The sequence below is a fragment of the Spiroplasma helicoides genome (genome assembly GCF_001715535.1).
GTDB lineage: Bacteria > Bacillota_I > Bacilli_A > Mycoplasmatales > Mycoplasmataceae > Spiroplasma_A > Spiroplasma_A helicoides.
Window position 1 is genome coordinate 891,603 of record NZ_CP017015.1, and the last position, 14,734, is coordinate 906,336.

A 14,734-nucleotide genomic window follows, 5' to 3' on the forward strand; every position below is an offset into this window, starting at 1 on the left:
AATTAACTAAGCAGTATTGCAGCAAGAAATCCAACTAAACCAAGTAATAAAAACGCGATTATTGTAATAAAGTACTTAGTTTTTGTTATTAGCGGCAGTCTATCAAGGTGTGAACCAATTTTATGTCGTGCTTCTTTACCTTTTACTTCAAATGATGTTGTTAGATGATAATTGTAAGGTTTTACATTATCAGTTAATCTAACTTGCATCAATTCATCATACACTTCTCGAGCTGACAAATAACGATTTTGTGGCTCTTTTTCAATCATTTTTAAAATAATATTTTCAAGTGATTGTGGTACTGTTGGGTTTATCATGGTTGGCGGAGTTGGTTTTTCTTTAACTTGACTTATGGTTAAATCATTTGTTTTTGAAGCGAGAAATGGTGGCACACCAGTTGCAAACTCATAAAGCATTATTCCTAATGAATAAATATCACTTTGTGGAGTTGGTTTTTTCTTTGTAATTACCTCTGGAGCCATGTATCTAGGTGTTCCAACAACTTTGTTTTCTTCTTTTGATACACCTTCCATAATAGATATACCAAAGTCTCCTAATTTAACTTCTCCTGATTTTGTTAATAGGACATTATCTGGTTTTATGTCTCTGTGAACAATTCCTAATTTATGTGCATCATCAATAGCTATACATAATGCTCCAAAATAGTACTTAATTTCATTTAAAGTCATAGTTCCAAAACTTAAAAACTTGTCTTTTAATGTTCCACCCTCAATACATTCTAAGATTATGTATCACTCATCGCCAGATTGGATAACATCAAATAGTTTTATTACATTTGGGTTTTCTCTTAATTTTGCAAATGCTTCTTTTTCTACTTCAAATCTTTCTTGCCCAGTTTCTTTTTCTTTAAATTTTGCATCTAATATTTTTATAGCAACAATTGATCCTGTTGCCAAATCAAATGCTTTTAAAACAGTTGCCATTCCACCCTTTCCTAATTCTTGAATGACTTTATATCTGTCTGCTATTATTCTGTTTTCTAAAGAATCACTCATGTTCATTGCCCCTTTGTTTACTTAATAATATCAAAAAAAGCAAAGTAAATAAATTACTCTGCTTCAATAATTAAAATAGATAAATTATCTGTTGAAACATTATCTTTGGCATCTTCTATTATATTATATGCCATATCTTTTAATTTCATTCTTGAATTAGCTAAAGTAGATGCCGCAATCTCTTCATCAATGTAATCGTGTACACCATCACTTGTTAACATATAAATCCCTTGAGGAACTTCTATATAATATGTGTCTATTCTTAAAGTTTTTTGAGGACCTAATGCACTTGTCAAAACTTTTCAAAAAGTTATGTCATTTGCTCTTTCATACTGACCCGACATTTGAATATCCCTTCTTTCGGCTTCGGGAGTTGAGTTTCATAAGTTTTGATCTTGAGTTATTTGAAACAGTTTATTATCAGATAATTTATAGGTTCTTGAATCGCCGATATTAATAACAAAAGCGCCAGCTTTAGCAAATAAAATTGCAGTAAGTGTTGTACCCATATCTTTTGTTTCTAAATGTTCATTTGAATATTCAACCATTTCATTTAGAATTTCACTCACACAATTTCTTAGTCATCTATTTATTTGTTTTTGGTTCATATTGTCAAAATTTTGTTCTTTAAATAGTTCTACAAATTTTTCAACAGCCATTTTAGAAGCTACTTCACCATGTGCATGACCACCCATACCATCGCAAACGATCCCAAAAGCTTCACCTGATTTATTAACAGCAAAGTCTAAATAATCTTGATTAGCCTTTCGGTAATTTCCTATATCTGTAAGTGTTGCATATTTAAATTTCATTTTTAATTACACCTTCTCTTTTTGCTCTTAACTGACCACAAGCAGCATCTATATCCGAACCAAATTCTTTTCTAACTATAGCATTAATACCTTGTTTTTTTAAAATTTTGAAAAACTCGTCAACTCTTGTTGATTTTCGATATTCATTTTCTTCAACTTCATTATATGGTATTAGATTGACATAACCATTTATTCCGCGAATTAATCTTGCCAATTCATTAGCGTGTTCAGGTTTATCATTGACATTATCTATCAAAATATACTCAAATGTTACTCTTCTGTTTGTAACAGAAATGTAATATCTAACAGCCTCCAATAATACAGCAATTGGAAATGCTTTATTTATTGGCATCATTTGATTTCTCACCTCATCGTTTGATGCATGTAAAGAAATAGCTAAGTTTATTTGAGTTTTTAAATCTGCAAACTCTCTAATTTTTGGTACAACACCGCAAGTTGAAATTGTAATGTGTCTTGCCCCAATTTGAAATCCTTTAGCACAATTAATAATATCTATAAAATTCATAACATTTTGGAAATTATCAAAAGGTTCACCAATACCCATAACAACGATGTGACTTACTCTAGCTCTTGGATTGTCTAAGTCATCACCATATTTTTTTCTCAAATAAACATTCATAGAAAAGATTTGTCTAACAATTTCATCTGTTGACAAATTTCTTTCTGTTTTTATTAAACCTGATGCACAAAACTTACAGGCCATCCTACAGCCAACTTGTGTTGTTACACAAACAGACTGTCCATACTTTTGTGGCATCAATACAGTTTCAATAGTTCTTTTATCATCCAGCATAAACAAGATTTTTATAGTTCCATCTTTTGATTCCTCGGTAACAAGATCTTTTAAAAGATTGATACTAAAGTTTTCTGTAAGAAACTGTCTTAGTTCTTTGCTTAGATTTGTCATGTTATTAAAATCTGTTTCCAATTTTATGTAAATTCAATCAAAAATTTGTGACGCTGAAAATTTATTAAAATTATTTTCAAGTAAAATATTTTGTAATTCTTCAATAGTGTAACTAAAAATACTATTTTTTTCCATGTAAATTCTCCATATATAATTTTATCATAATTTAACCCTTTTAGTATTAAGACTAACTTAGATACTAAAATTCTTTTTTTAATTTTGCGATATAAAATCCGTTATTATTACCTTCAAAACCAAAGTATTGCTCCTCTAAAATCAACTTCATTTTTGTTTTTTTAATGACTTCATTTATCAAATCTTGGTTTTCATTTTTATTAATTGTGCAGGTGCTATATAGAATAGTTCCACCATCATTTAAATTATCAATAGCAGTCATCAACAATTCTTTTTGAACTTGGTACATTTTTTGCATTTCTAAATCACTATATTTTTTCAACTTTATTTCTGGCTTTTTTTTGATTAGTCCATAACCAGAACAAGGGGCATCTAATAATATGCAGTCATAATGTTCTTTTACAAGTCTTGCGTCTTTAAAATATAAGTTTACATTATTAATATCTAAAACTTTTAAATTTTGTTTTATGATATTCTTTTTTGAACTATTGATTTCATAGCCATCAATAAAATTATTCGATTCAACTAACGCTGCTAAAAAAGAAAGTTTTCCACCAGGAGCACAACACATATCAAGAATTTTAGATTCTGGTTTTACTTCCAATAATTCAACCGCTCTTACACTAGTTTCATCTTGAATATAAATAAAACCATCGTTAACTAGTTCAAACAAAAAACTATTGCTTTTAGATACATAACAATTATTTGCAATTGTTGATTTTTTGCAATCTAATTTATTTAAAAACTTATCTTTAAATTCTTTTATACTAATTTTTTTTGTATTTATTCTAAAAGAAATTTCATTTGTATTATTTGAAGATTCCACTACCTTGAGAGCAATTTCACTTGAAAAATCTTTACTTATTTTTTCAAATAACCAATATGGAAAACCGTTTTTTAATGGAGCTATATTTTTTTTGTTTTTTATGTCTACTTCTCATAAATCTTGATTTTCTAATTTTTTTGTTACAACATTCACAAGACCGCTTAAACTTTTATCGATTTTTTTAGTTATTTCAACAGATTCATTTGTAACCGAATATATCGGATTATTAAGAAACTTAATTTGATAAAAATTCATTCATAATAATATTTGAATTTTTTTGTTTGTTTTTTTTGGATCAATCAATTTATTAACAACATATTCTAAATAAATTTTGTATTGAATTGTTCCATAAACTAGTTTGTAAATAAAATTAACATCTTGCTCTTTAAATAAACTTTTTTGTTTTAATTTATTCAATAATTTATTTGAAAACTGATTATTTTCAAATACTTCAAACAAAATATTTAACGCTGCATTTCTAGAACTCTGCATTTTCAAAAGCACTTTGTTCAAAACTAAAGAAGTTAACGTCAATCATGAATTTTTCTACTAAATCTTCAATACATTTTTTATCTTTTAATACCGCTAAATCACTATGAGCTAAAACAGCTGCATATGACTTATCAGTTAATAAATCAACTAAGTATTTTTTAAAATCAAAATTGTCAGGTACTTTACTATCATGTAATTTTTCAACATTTTCTTTTCAATTTTCTACAAAATACATATAGTTTTCATCAACAACTTTATCTATTTCTGATTTTAAATGATAGTATAGACTTTCAGTTTTTGGTATTTCTAATGTTTCTTCTTTTATTAAAACATCTCTAACTTTAGCTACTGCGTTTTCAACACTATCAATTTCGATTATGTATTTGTAATTGTGTTTAAGAGGAATTTCTAAAAGTGCTTTATCTAATCTTTGTTTGATAATATCTTCTGTTTCTGTTCCCCTACTTCTCAACCTTTGATCTAATGCCTTCAAACTTGGAGGCATTAAAAAAATTGATACTAAGTTTTCTTTTTGTTCTTTTTTCAAAACCTGAGTTGCTCCAATAACTTCAATTTCCAAAATAACATTTTCACCTTTTTTTATTTGTTCATAAACAGGTTTTCTGGGTGTTCCATAATAATTACCAATAAATTGAGCATGTTCAATTAATTCATCATGTTCAATGGCTTCTTGAAATGTTTCTATATCTACAAAATAGTAGTCAACTCCATCAACTTCACCGGGTCTTGGTGATCTTGTTGTCATAGAAACTGATTGTACTAATTTTAGGCTTTTGTCTTGTCTTAATGCTTTGTTAACAGTCCCCTTACCTACTCCTGAAGGACCTGAAAGTATTACGATTTTTCCGCTTTTTGCCATTTTTATTCCTCTTCTTCAATTCTAAATAAATAAAGATGTTTATTTTTATAGTCTTTTTGTTTTAACAATGTTAAAAAATCATATTTATCTAAATCTAGTAGATTTTCTGCCTCTATTATTAATATACCATAGTTATTTAAAATCTTATTTGCTTTTAGATAGTCAAATATTTCATAATAATATTCCACTTGAGCAAATGGAGGGTCTATGTATAATAAATCTATTTTAACATTTTGAGAATTTATATATTTTAAAGTACTCATATAATCATAATTAAGTAATTTATAACTATTTTGATCAATATTTTTTAAATTTTGGTTGATAATTTCTAAAGCTGGTTTATGACTATCATTTATATAAGCAAATTTTATTCCTCTTGATAAGCCTTCAATGCTCAAAGCTCCACTACCACCAAATAAATCAAGACTTGTTTTTTCATTATAAATAAAATAATTATTCAGAATGTTAAACATATCCTCTTTAACCCTTGCTGTTGTTGGTCTAGTATTTTTACCTTCAAGGGTTTTTAAAACTCTACCTCTAAATTTACCACTAATAACTCGCATTTTTAACCTTCTTTTTTTATCTATATATTTAATATAACCTAAAATAATTTTAAATTGAGTTATAATCAATTTTGAGGTAAAAGTTATGAAGCTTGATTTAAAAAAGGATTTATTACAAAAAGATATTCCGTCTAATAAGTGACTTTGAAAAGATACTCAACCAGAAGTAATTAGAAATCAAAGTGTTGATGTTGAATTACCACTAAATGAAGAAAATGAAATGGTTATGAGAAAGTTGATTGACTTTGTTAGATATTCTCAGGACCCAGAATTAAATGTAAAAGATTCGCCCGAACACTTAAGACCAGCGGTTGGACTTGCTGCTCCACAAATCGGAAGTAATGCAAATATGTTTTTTGCTAGATTTGAGTGAGATTATGAAGCTGGTGACGTTGATGAATTTGCAATGGTTAATACTAAAATTATTGCAAAAAGCGAGCAAGTATGTTGCTTAAGTGGTGGTGAAGGTTGCTTGAGTGTTGATGTTGATCACAATGGTAATGTTCCAAGAAGTTATAAAATACAAATAACAGGTTATGATTGATTAACAAAACAAAATATAGAGTTAACATTAAGAGGATATCAAGCAATTGTTTTTCAGCATGAAATCGAACATCTTCAAGGTAAGTTATATTACGACAGAATTAATGAAAAAGAACCCAATTATAAAGAAGAAGATTGAATTATTATTTAATTCTTTTTTTTTATTTTTTTTATGTTTTTGTTCTATAATTTGCTAAAATAATACCAATAAAGTTCTTTTTTTTAAATTAATTAAATAATTCTTAGCAATTAAGTGTTTTATTATAAGTAAATTTTTAATTTATTTTAATGTATCTAAAAAAATAGGAAATAAGGAGATAACAATATTATGGAAAAGAAAGATGACAAGACCGTCAATTTGGTTTCTCAACTAGAAGCTAAAATAGAAATCAAAAAAATAGATAGTAACGTTGATCAAGAAAGAAAAAAATTAGAACATGCAGAATTTCCAACAAAAGTATATGCTCTTGGTGGATTAGAAGAAGTAGGTAAAAACACATATTGTATAGAGTATGATGATGAAATTATTATGCTTGATGCTGGAGTTAAATTCCCTGATGCAACACAACTTGGAGTTAGTGCAGTTATTCCAGATTTTAGTTATTTAGTTGAAAATAACTCAAAAGTTAAAGGATTATTTATAACTCATGGTCATGAAGATCACATCGGTGGAATTCCTTACTTATTACAACAAGTAGATATTCCTGTAATATATGCCCCTGAATTAGCGGCTGCTTTAATTAGAGATCGTTTAAAAGAGTACAAATTACAAAACAAAACTGTTGTTAGAGAGTATGTTGAAAATGATGTATATCAAACAAAACATTTTAAAATACAATTTGCAGCAGTAAATCACTCTATTCCAGATGCGTTTGGAATTCATGTTTCAACTCCAAATGGAGCAATTTTTTCAACAGGAGATTACAAATTTGACTGAACTCCATTAGGACATAGTGCAAACATCCAGAGATTAGCTCAATGAGGTAATGATGGGATAGAATTATTAATGTCAGATTCTACTAATGCAGAAGTTGAGGGATATACTTTAGGAGAAAGAAAAGTAATTCAAAATATTGATACTCATTTCTTAAAAGCTAAAGGAAGAATAATAATAGCATCTTTTGCTTCTAATGTTCACCGTATACAACATATTATTGAATTAGCAAATAAATATGGGAGAAGAATCCTTGTTATTGGAAGGAGCTTAGAACGAATTATTAAAATAATTCGTCAAATGGGACATTTGAACATTAATGATAAAATGTTTATCAAAGCAAATGAAGTTGATAATTTTCCAAAAAATCAAATAATGATCCTGTGTACAGGTAGTCAGGGAGAGCCAATGGCAGCACTTTCACGAATTGCTCGCCTGGAACATCCCACTATTAAACTAATTCCAGGAGATACAGTGATTATGTCATCATCCCCTATTCCAGGTAATAGAGCAGATGTTGAAAATGTTGTCAATAAATTAACAAAAATCGGTGCAATAGTGATTGAAAATAACACCGAACAAAAAATCCATACTTCAGGTCATGCAAGTCAAGAGGAACAAAAGTTGTTGTTTACTCTTTTAAAACCAAAATGCTTTATGCCAATGCATGGAGAGTATCGGATGCTTAAAACCCATGGAGAAACTGCAGTAAAAGTTAATGTAAAACCTCACAATGTTTTTGTTGTAGCTAACGGAGATCAAATTTTATTACACAATGGAACTGCAGAGTTAGGAAAACGTATTCCTGCTGAAGCTATTTTCATTGATGGAAAAGATATGACAGGGAAAGCAAGTAATATTATTAGAGAAAGAAATATTTTAAGTAGAGATGGGTTAATGGCTGTAATTATCTCAATTGATTCTCAAGAGAATAAATTGTCAGCAGCACCAAGGATTGTTTCAAGAGGAAGTTTTTATGTGAGAGAAAGTGGGAACATAATTGCTGAGTCTATAAATATTGTTACAAATGCTGTTTTGGGAGTTTTAAATTCACCTAAACCAACTTTTGGTGCAATTAAATCTGCTGTTAAAGAGACTTTATCGCCATTTATCTTTAGATATAAGAGAAGAAATCCTCTTATTATTCCAGTAATTTTAAATAAAAAGATAGATAGTAGGTAATTATGAAGACGAAGAAAGAAGAGTTGAATCTATTTCACATAGTTTGAATAGGATTCACATTTGTGGCCGGAATAACATATACGGCCAATTTTGCAACTATACTAAATCAAGCACAAGGTCAAGGTGTAGGATTACACATATTTTGAATAATTGCTTTAGTAGGATTTATAACATTTATGTGTGCATGAACTTTTGGAAAACTTGTGAAAGTTCACCCAGAGGCTAATGGTGGTGGTAGCCAATATGTTAGAACAGCCTTTGGTAAATTTTGAGGTTTACTAATGGGTTTACTAAACTATGCTGCTATTCCAGTAATTGGAGTAGCATTGCTAAATACAATGGTTAAAGCCAATTTTGATGAGGTATCAAGTCTTACTGGTCCATTAAAAGGATGAGGAGATATGGTATTGGATCTTGCTGCATTTGGTTTATATATAATTGCAGCATCAGTAATTTTCTTGGGAGTAAGAAAATATAAGCTAGTATCAACAATAATAGGTTATGTAACATGAGGAATAACAGTTTTACTAATAATATTTGGTATTGTTGGTGGAGCAATGAATCTTAATGCTGGGAAGAATGGACTTAATATTGATAGAGGAACTTTAGATTTTAGTAGTTTTTCTAAAACATTTAACGCCCTATTCTTCTCATTCTGTGGACTTGAAACATTCATAACAACAGGAAAAAATATAAAAAATAGAGAAAAAAATGTACCAATTTCAATAATGATAATAATGTTTATGACAACATTATTTTATCTAGTGTTTACTGTAATAGTTATGCTAGCAGTAACAGATCAATTTAAAGGAAATCCAAATTTACAGCTATTTGATGCTTTAAATAGTGACTTTTTAAAAAAAGCCGGACCAATAATTATAATTGTTTGTACAATGTTGATGAGATTTAACTCCTCAATACAAGTTACATTGTTTGGTGGAAGTACTCTTGAACCAATGGCATCACAAAAATTCTTGCCAAACTCATTTAAAAAAGAAAATAAAGAAAATGTACCAGTTACTGGTATCTTAGTAACAATAGCTGCTTTGGCAATAACTTACTTTATGTTTGTTTTTGTCCCTGATTTAATACAAGGTATTACAGGAGATGTGAGTGTATTCAACTTCTCAACAATTGCAGGTGTAACAGCCATTGTATTACTATTTGTTTACTTATTAATACTACCAACGGCATTTTATCAAGGTTATAAAAAAAATATAAAAGTTAACATATTCGAATATTTTGGTTGAGTCTTAACATTTATTTGTTTAATATTTATATTTGTACTTTATTTTATAAATCTAATAGATCCATTTGTGAAAGAAAATGTTGATAATAAACTACAAAAAGTTGTGGCAAGTTCTTTCCAAATGATTTACTTATTTGGAGTATTTGTTATAGCAGTACTTCTGTACTTTGTATATCACAAAAAACAAGTGACCAAGTTAAACGATAAACCAGAAGAATTAAAAGCATTACAAGAATATGAAAAAGTATTTACAATTGTAAACAAACCAGAACAAGTTAAAAAATCTCAGAAGCTAGAAACTTAAAGATAAAATTTAAGTCAAAAAAATGTATCAAAGTATGATACATTTTTTTATTTTATGTATTTATTTTAAGTTTTAAGAATTTATTCTTTTTTAGTGTATCATTTAGGTAAAGGGAGGGTAAAAATGCGTAGTATACATTCAACTAAGGTTTTTGCTATTATAGCCCATGCATTTGGAATATTAGTAACAGTCTTCTTATTAGGATATATGCTTGTAAATATACGAGATCTCAAAAATTACAATAATATGATAGATCTTACAAATATATCTCTAAATACAGTTATAACTTTAATTGTTTTCTTTGGAGTTATGGGTATAATTTCAAGTGCCTATGTTATCTATTTTTCAGCAAAAAGCGATGATGATACATTTGTAAATAATAGATATATATTGATGCTATTTTCACTTTCAGTTGGAGGAATAATAACACCATTTCTTCTTATGAGATTACCAAATAGCGATGTACAAACAAGTATAAATCCTAGAATATCAATTTCTAGAGGTTATGGGGCTTGTTTCTTGGGTTCTGGTCTTGCAGCAATAGCTTGTTATTTGTTTACATATTCTACATTAAATGGAGATCTTAATTTATTTGACACTGATGAAACTTCAAAAAAAGCTACAATAATAATTTTAACAGTTTCAGCAGTATGTATAATTTGAGGATTAGCTAATATAGCTACATTTGTAGGAAATGATGTAAGAACAAAATTTGACAAAGAAGGTTCTGCAACAAGAGGATTTATGCTGTTCTTATCAACAGTTAACTTGATTATTGCAACTATAACTCTTGTATGAATAATTATTTCATCTATTTTAACAATAATTTCAATAATAACAGATATGTTCGAGAGACGTAGAGGTTTATTGGGATCAATATTTAATGGTATGATTGCAACACTTAGAATAGCTTTACAAATGTTTATTATTTACACAGCAATTCAATGTATAAAAGGTATTTGATCAAGAAATGGACAGTTCACTTATGGTCAATACCAAAATCTTGCAAACAAACAAAAACAATACGATGAATCAAGAAGATAAAAAAAATTAGCTAAGCTAATTTTTTTTATCTATATAATTATTTTTATTGGTCCATTTATAGTAGGTTTTTTGTCTATATTAAACAAGGTTTTCACTATTAATGTATCTTGGTTAATTAATTTTGCTCTAAATATGTAATCTTTAATAAAATCAATTTTAACTTCATCATTTATATTTACTGCATAAGTAAAATTTTTATCTTTATTGCTCACCAATAAGTTATTTGCATTTAAAAAGAAAATACTTTTAAAGTCACTTGAAGAATCAATGTTTTTAAGCAGTTCAAACCTGTCATTTAATAGAGTAATCTTATTTTCATAATTTAAAACAGCAAGTTTATCTTTAAATATAACGCACGTAGAAGCGTGTATTTGAGTATTTTTTGTTATATTCAAATCTTTGTCTATTTGAACCAAAAAACTATCAGAAATTCCTATTAAATAGTCCATATCCTCATCACCGACTAAAATTTGTAATTCTTTATATTGACTATCACCAACTCTTTTAGTAAAAACTTTATTGTCAATCAAATAACTAATATAAAGTTGATTTTGAAATTTAAAGTAATTTTGAATATAATTATCTTCTTTGTACAAAAACTCCACTTCACTTTGAGAACTCAATAAAGCGCTGTTGCTTTTCTCTGTTAATGGATTAGCTAAAAAAGCTCTATTAATATCACTTTTATTTTTTAGATTTTCTACAAAAACATCCATTTTAATTCTGTAAAGATTACATTCATTTTCACCCATTTTGGCATCAGTAAGATATAAATATTCATCGACTACAAAAAAGTTTGTAATTCAATTAGTATTATCTATAATTCTTTGTTTTCTAGCCATTTAATCACCATATTAAGTATAAAGAAAAAATGTACACTTATGTACATTTTTAAAATAATTATGCGTTTTGAATTGCTTCAACACCTGGTAAAGTTTTACCTTCCATATATTCTAATGATGCTCCACCACCTGTTGAAATATGAGTAAATTTAGTTGCAAATCCGTTTTGAATTGCTGCTGCTGCTGAGTCTCCCCCACCGATTAAAGTGAATGCTCCATCTAAGTTTGCAATTGCTTCACAAACTGCTACTGTACCTTTTTTGAAGTTCTCAAATTCAAAAACTCCCATAGGTCCATTTCAAGCAACTGTTTTTGCCCCTTTTAATGTTTCTTTAAATAGTTCAATAGATTTTGGTCCAATGTCAAGTCCCATTACGTCATCTGGTAAATCAACTCCTGAGAATGTTGGCTCAACATCTTTAAATTCAGGTGCGTTTGCAGAATCTATTGGTAAAACAATTTTCCCATTTGATTTTTCTAAATATTGTTTTGCAAGATCTAGTTTATCTTCTTCACATAGTGATTTACCTATACTATGACCTTGTGCTTTGAAGAATGTATAAGCCATTCCCCCACCAATAATGATTTTGTCTGCTTTATCTAGTAAGTGATCAATAACTCCAATTTTATCTGAAACTTTAGCTCCACCAATAATTGCTACAAATGGATGTTCAGGAGCATCAACTCCTTTTGCTAACATTTCTAATTCTTTTTGAACTAAAAATCCTACACAACTTTCTTTAATGTTTGATGCTATTCCAACATTTGAAGCATGAGCACGGTGAGCTGTACCAAATGCATCATTTACAAAAACTTCACCAAGACTAGCTCAATATTTTCCTAAATCTGCATTGTTTTTTGATTCATATTTAACTACTTCACCATCTTTTACATCTTCAAATCTAGTGTTTTCAAATAATAATATTTCTCCAGATTTTAATGATTTAATTGCATCCTCCAATTCAGCTCCTCTTGTTTGAGCAACAAATTTAATTGATTGTCCTGCAAGTTCTTCTAATCTTTTTGCAACTGGTGCTAGTGATTTTTTAGCTTTGTCAGCTTCTTCCTTAATTCTACTTAAGTGTGAAAATAAAACCACTTTTGAACCTTGATCAACTAAATGTTTAATAGTTGGTAATGCTGCTTTAATACGGTTGTCATCAGTGATAACACCATCTTTGATTGGTACGTTAAAATCTACTCTAACTAATACTGTTTTATTAGCTACTTGAACGTCTTTTAAAGTTTTTTTCATACAATTTTCTCCTTATTCTCTATTATTTTAAATTATTTTTTTTGATTTTCACAATTAACAATAAAATCTAAGTAACAAAAGAAATTATCTTTATTTTCATTGTGAAATTTAAAAATATCTTCATCTTTAATTTTAATATTTTTGCTTGGTCTATATAACTTTTTTCAAGGTGTTTGTGAATGACAAATTTCAACAACATCCCAGGAGCTCAAAGACAACATAAACTCAATAATTTTATTTATAATTTCATAATCTTGTTTATGAAAAACTGTTTTTTTATCCAAAACATCATCGTATGAGAGTGGAATGTTCTTATCTTTATATTTTGTTTGCTCTTTTCACAACTCATAAATCACTGGACCTCATTTTCAAGTTTCAAAATCAATTTTTGCTATTGGCTTTTTAAAAAGAAGAAAATAAGCATATATAATATATATAATTTTTTGTATTTGTATTTGTGTGACTTTGATATTTTTGGAGTTTTTGATTTTAGCAATAAAATTTAAAATCAAATTTACATACTCTGTTTTTGAATAAAAAAACATATTTTCACCTCTACAAATATAATCGTAAAGAAAATATGTTTTATGACATAAAGTCAATAATTATAAACTTAACATGTGTCTGATTGTACGGATAAATTGTGATGTAAATGAGTTTTCATTGTCATATCATGAGAACAATTTAATCATTTGTTTTCCATCAACTTCCATAACTCTTGTTAGAGTTGCATCGAAAATTGATCCGTATGTTGAAGAGATAACGTCTGCAGAAACAATTGGGTCTGTACAATATTCCATTGCTTCTCCTAGTTCTTTATCTTGTTTAACTGCATCTTCGATTGATTTATTTAATTCTTCTACAGTAGCATTTTTTGATAATTCAACAGTTAAGTCAACGATTGATCCAGTAATAGTTGGAACACGTAATGCTAACCCGTCTAATTTACCATTCAAGTTTGGTAATACTTTACCAACCGCTGCTGCAGCTCCTGTTTTTGTAGGTAAGATATTTCATGCTGCTGCACGTCCTCTACGTAAATCATCATGTGGTAAATCTAATAATCTTTGGTCATTAGTTACAGAGTGAACTGTTGTCATTAAACCTTTAACAATTCCAAATTTTTCATCAATAACTTTTGCCATTGGTGATAAACAGTTTGTTGTACATGAAGCTGCTGAAACAATTGTGTCAGCTGCTGTCAAGCTTTTGTGGTTAACTCCATAAACTATTGTTTTTAAATCTCCAGTTGCTGGAGCTGAAATAATAACTTTTTTAGCACCTGCATCTAAGTGAGCTTGTGATTTTTCTTTTGATGCATAGAATCCTGTACATTCTACAACTAAATCAATTCCCATTGATCCTCATGGTAATTTAGTAGCATCTTTTTCTGCTAGAATTTTAATTTCTTTACCATCTACTATAATTGCTCCATCTTTTGCTGAAATTTTACCTTTCATAAAAGTTCCGTGAGCTGAATCATATTCTAAAAGGTATGCTAAAGTTTTTGCACTTGTTAAGTCGTTAATTGCAACGACATCAATATTTTTATCTAAGAATAATTGTCTAAATGCTAGACGTCCTATTCTTCCAAATCCGTTAATTGCGATTTTTTTCATATTTTGACGTTTCCTTTCACACCTTAATTATAGTACTATTGATTTTTAGTTGATAAAACAAGTGCTATTTTTTTTTCTATTTTTTCTAAAACAAAAAGATATTAATG

14 protein-coding genes are annotated in these 14,734 nt (G+C 28.4%); 4 read left to right on the forward strand and 10 right to left on the reverse strand.

The window, feature by feature from the left end:
* Positions 1 to 2: 2 nt before the first annotated feature.
* From SHELI_RS03990 to rsmD, 6 genes are all read right to left on the reverse strand, one after another.
* Positions 3 to 1,016 (reverse strand): serine/threonine protein kinase, encoded by a 1,014-nt coding sequence (locus tag SHELI_RS03990; RefSeq protein ID WP_069116885.1) that lies wholly within the window; start codon positions 1,014 to 1,016, stop codon positions 3 to 5.
* A 53-nt stretch (positions 1,017 to 1,069) separates the two neighbouring features.
* Positions 1,070 to 1,828 carry a PP2C family protein-serine/threonine phosphatase gene (locus SHELI_RS03995; RefSeq protein WP_069116887.1) on the reverse strand — a complete coding sequence of 253 codons (759 nt, stop codon included), beginning with the start codon at positions 1,826 to 1,828 and terminating at the stop codon, positions 1,070 to 1,072.
* Positions 1,818 to 2,891, reverse strand: coding sequence for a 23S rRNA (adenine(2503)-C(2))-methyltransferase RlmN (gene rlmN / locus SHELI_RS04000; RefSeq protein ID WP_069116889.1), 1,074 nt, complete (start codon positions 2,889 to 2,891; stop codon positions 1,818 to 1,820). Before rlmN ends, SHELI_RS03995 begins: the two co-directional genes overlap by 11 nt.
* Before the next feature lie 64 nt (positions 2,892 to 2,955).
* Positions 2,956 to 4,209 (reverse strand): transcription antitermination factor NusB, encoded by a 1,254-nt coding sequence (locus SHELI_RS04005; RefSeq protein ID WP_069116891.1) that lies wholly within the window; start codon positions 4,207 to 4,209, stop codon positions 2,956 to 2,958.
* Positions 4,196 to 5,089: a guanylate kinase gene (gene gmk / locus SHELI_RS04010; RefSeq protein ID WP_069116893.1), complete on the reverse strand. Its 894-nt coding sequence runs from the start codon at positions 5,087 to 5,089 to the stop codon at positions 4,196 to 4,198. The genes SHELI_RS04005 and gmk overlap by 14 nt, the downstream gene beginning before the upstream one ends.
* A gap of 2 nt (positions 5,090 to 5,091) precedes the next feature.
* Complete coding sequence (rsmD, locus tag SHELI_RS04015; protein WP_069116894.1) at positions 5,092 to 5,655, reverse strand: 16S rRNA (guanine(966)-N(2))-methyltransferase RsmD; 564 nt, start codon at positions 5,653 to 5,655, stop codon at positions 5,092 to 5,094.
* Positions 5,656 to 5,740: 85 nt separating this feature from the next.
* Between rsmD and def the strand changes: the two genes are divergently transcribed.
* The 4 genes from def to SHELI_RS04035 all read left to right on the forward strand — a co-directional run bounded on the left by def (position 5,741) and on the right by SHELI_RS04035 (position 10,911).
* Entirely contained in the window at positions 5,741 to 6,349 is a 609-nt protein-coding gene (def, locus tag SHELI_RS04020; RefSeq protein WP_157087588.1) for a peptide deformylase, read from the forward strand.
* 177 nt (positions 6,350 to 6,526) lie between these two features.
* Positions 6,527 to 8,314: a ribonuclease J gene (locus tag SHELI_RS04025; RefSeq protein ID WP_084449258.1), complete on the forward strand. Its 1,788-nt coding sequence runs from the start codon at positions 6,527 to 6,529 to the stop codon at positions 8,312 to 8,314.
* A gap of 2 nt (positions 8,315 to 8,316) precedes the next feature.
* On the forward strand, positions 8,317 to 9,867 hold the full coding sequence (locus SHELI_RS04030) for an APC family permease (RefSeq protein ID WP_069116895.1): 1,551 nt from the start codon (positions 8,317 to 8,319) through the stop codon (positions 9,865 to 9,867).
* Positions 9,868 to 9,990: 123 nt separating this feature from the next.
* Positions 9,991 to 10,911 (forward strand): hypothetical protein, encoded by a 921-nt coding sequence (locus SHELI_RS04035; protein WP_069116897.1) that lies wholly within the window; start codon positions 9,991 to 9,993, stop codon positions 10,909 to 10,911.
* A gap of 29 nt (positions 10,912 to 10,940) precedes the next feature.
* Here SHELI_RS04035 and SHELI_RS04040 read toward each other — a convergent pair whose 3' ends face one another.
* The 4 genes from SHELI_RS04040 to gap are packed head-to-tail and all read right to left on the reverse strand — an operon-like array spanning position 10,941 to position 14,627.
* Positions 10,941 to 11,753, reverse strand: coding sequence for a hypothetical protein (locus SHELI_RS04040; RefSeq protein ID WP_069116899.1), 813 nt, complete (start codon positions 11,751 to 11,753; stop codon positions 10,941 to 10,943).
* Positions 11,754 to 11,811: 58 nt separating this feature from the next.
* Positions 11,812 to 13,008 (reverse strand): phosphoglycerate kinase, encoded by a 1,197-nt coding sequence (locus SHELI_RS04045; protein WP_069116903.1) that lies wholly within the window; start codon positions 13,006 to 13,008, stop codon positions 11,812 to 11,814.
* A gap of 32 nt (positions 13,009 to 13,040) precedes the next feature.
* Positions 13,041 to 13,553, reverse strand: a complete 513-nt coding sequence (locus tag SHELI_RS04050; RefSeq protein WP_069116905.1) for a type II toxin-antitoxin system antitoxin SocA domain-containing protein — start codon at positions 13,551 to 13,553, stop codon at positions 13,041 to 13,043.
* 60 nt (positions 13,554 to 13,613) lie between these two features.
* A complete protein-coding gene (gene gap, locus SHELI_RS04055) occupies positions 13,614 to 14,627 on the reverse strand; it encodes a type I glyceraldehyde-3-phosphate dehydrogenase (protein WP_069116907.1) in 1,014 nt (337 codons plus the stop codon).
* Between the last annotated feature and the right edge of the window lie 107 nt (positions 14,628 to 14,734).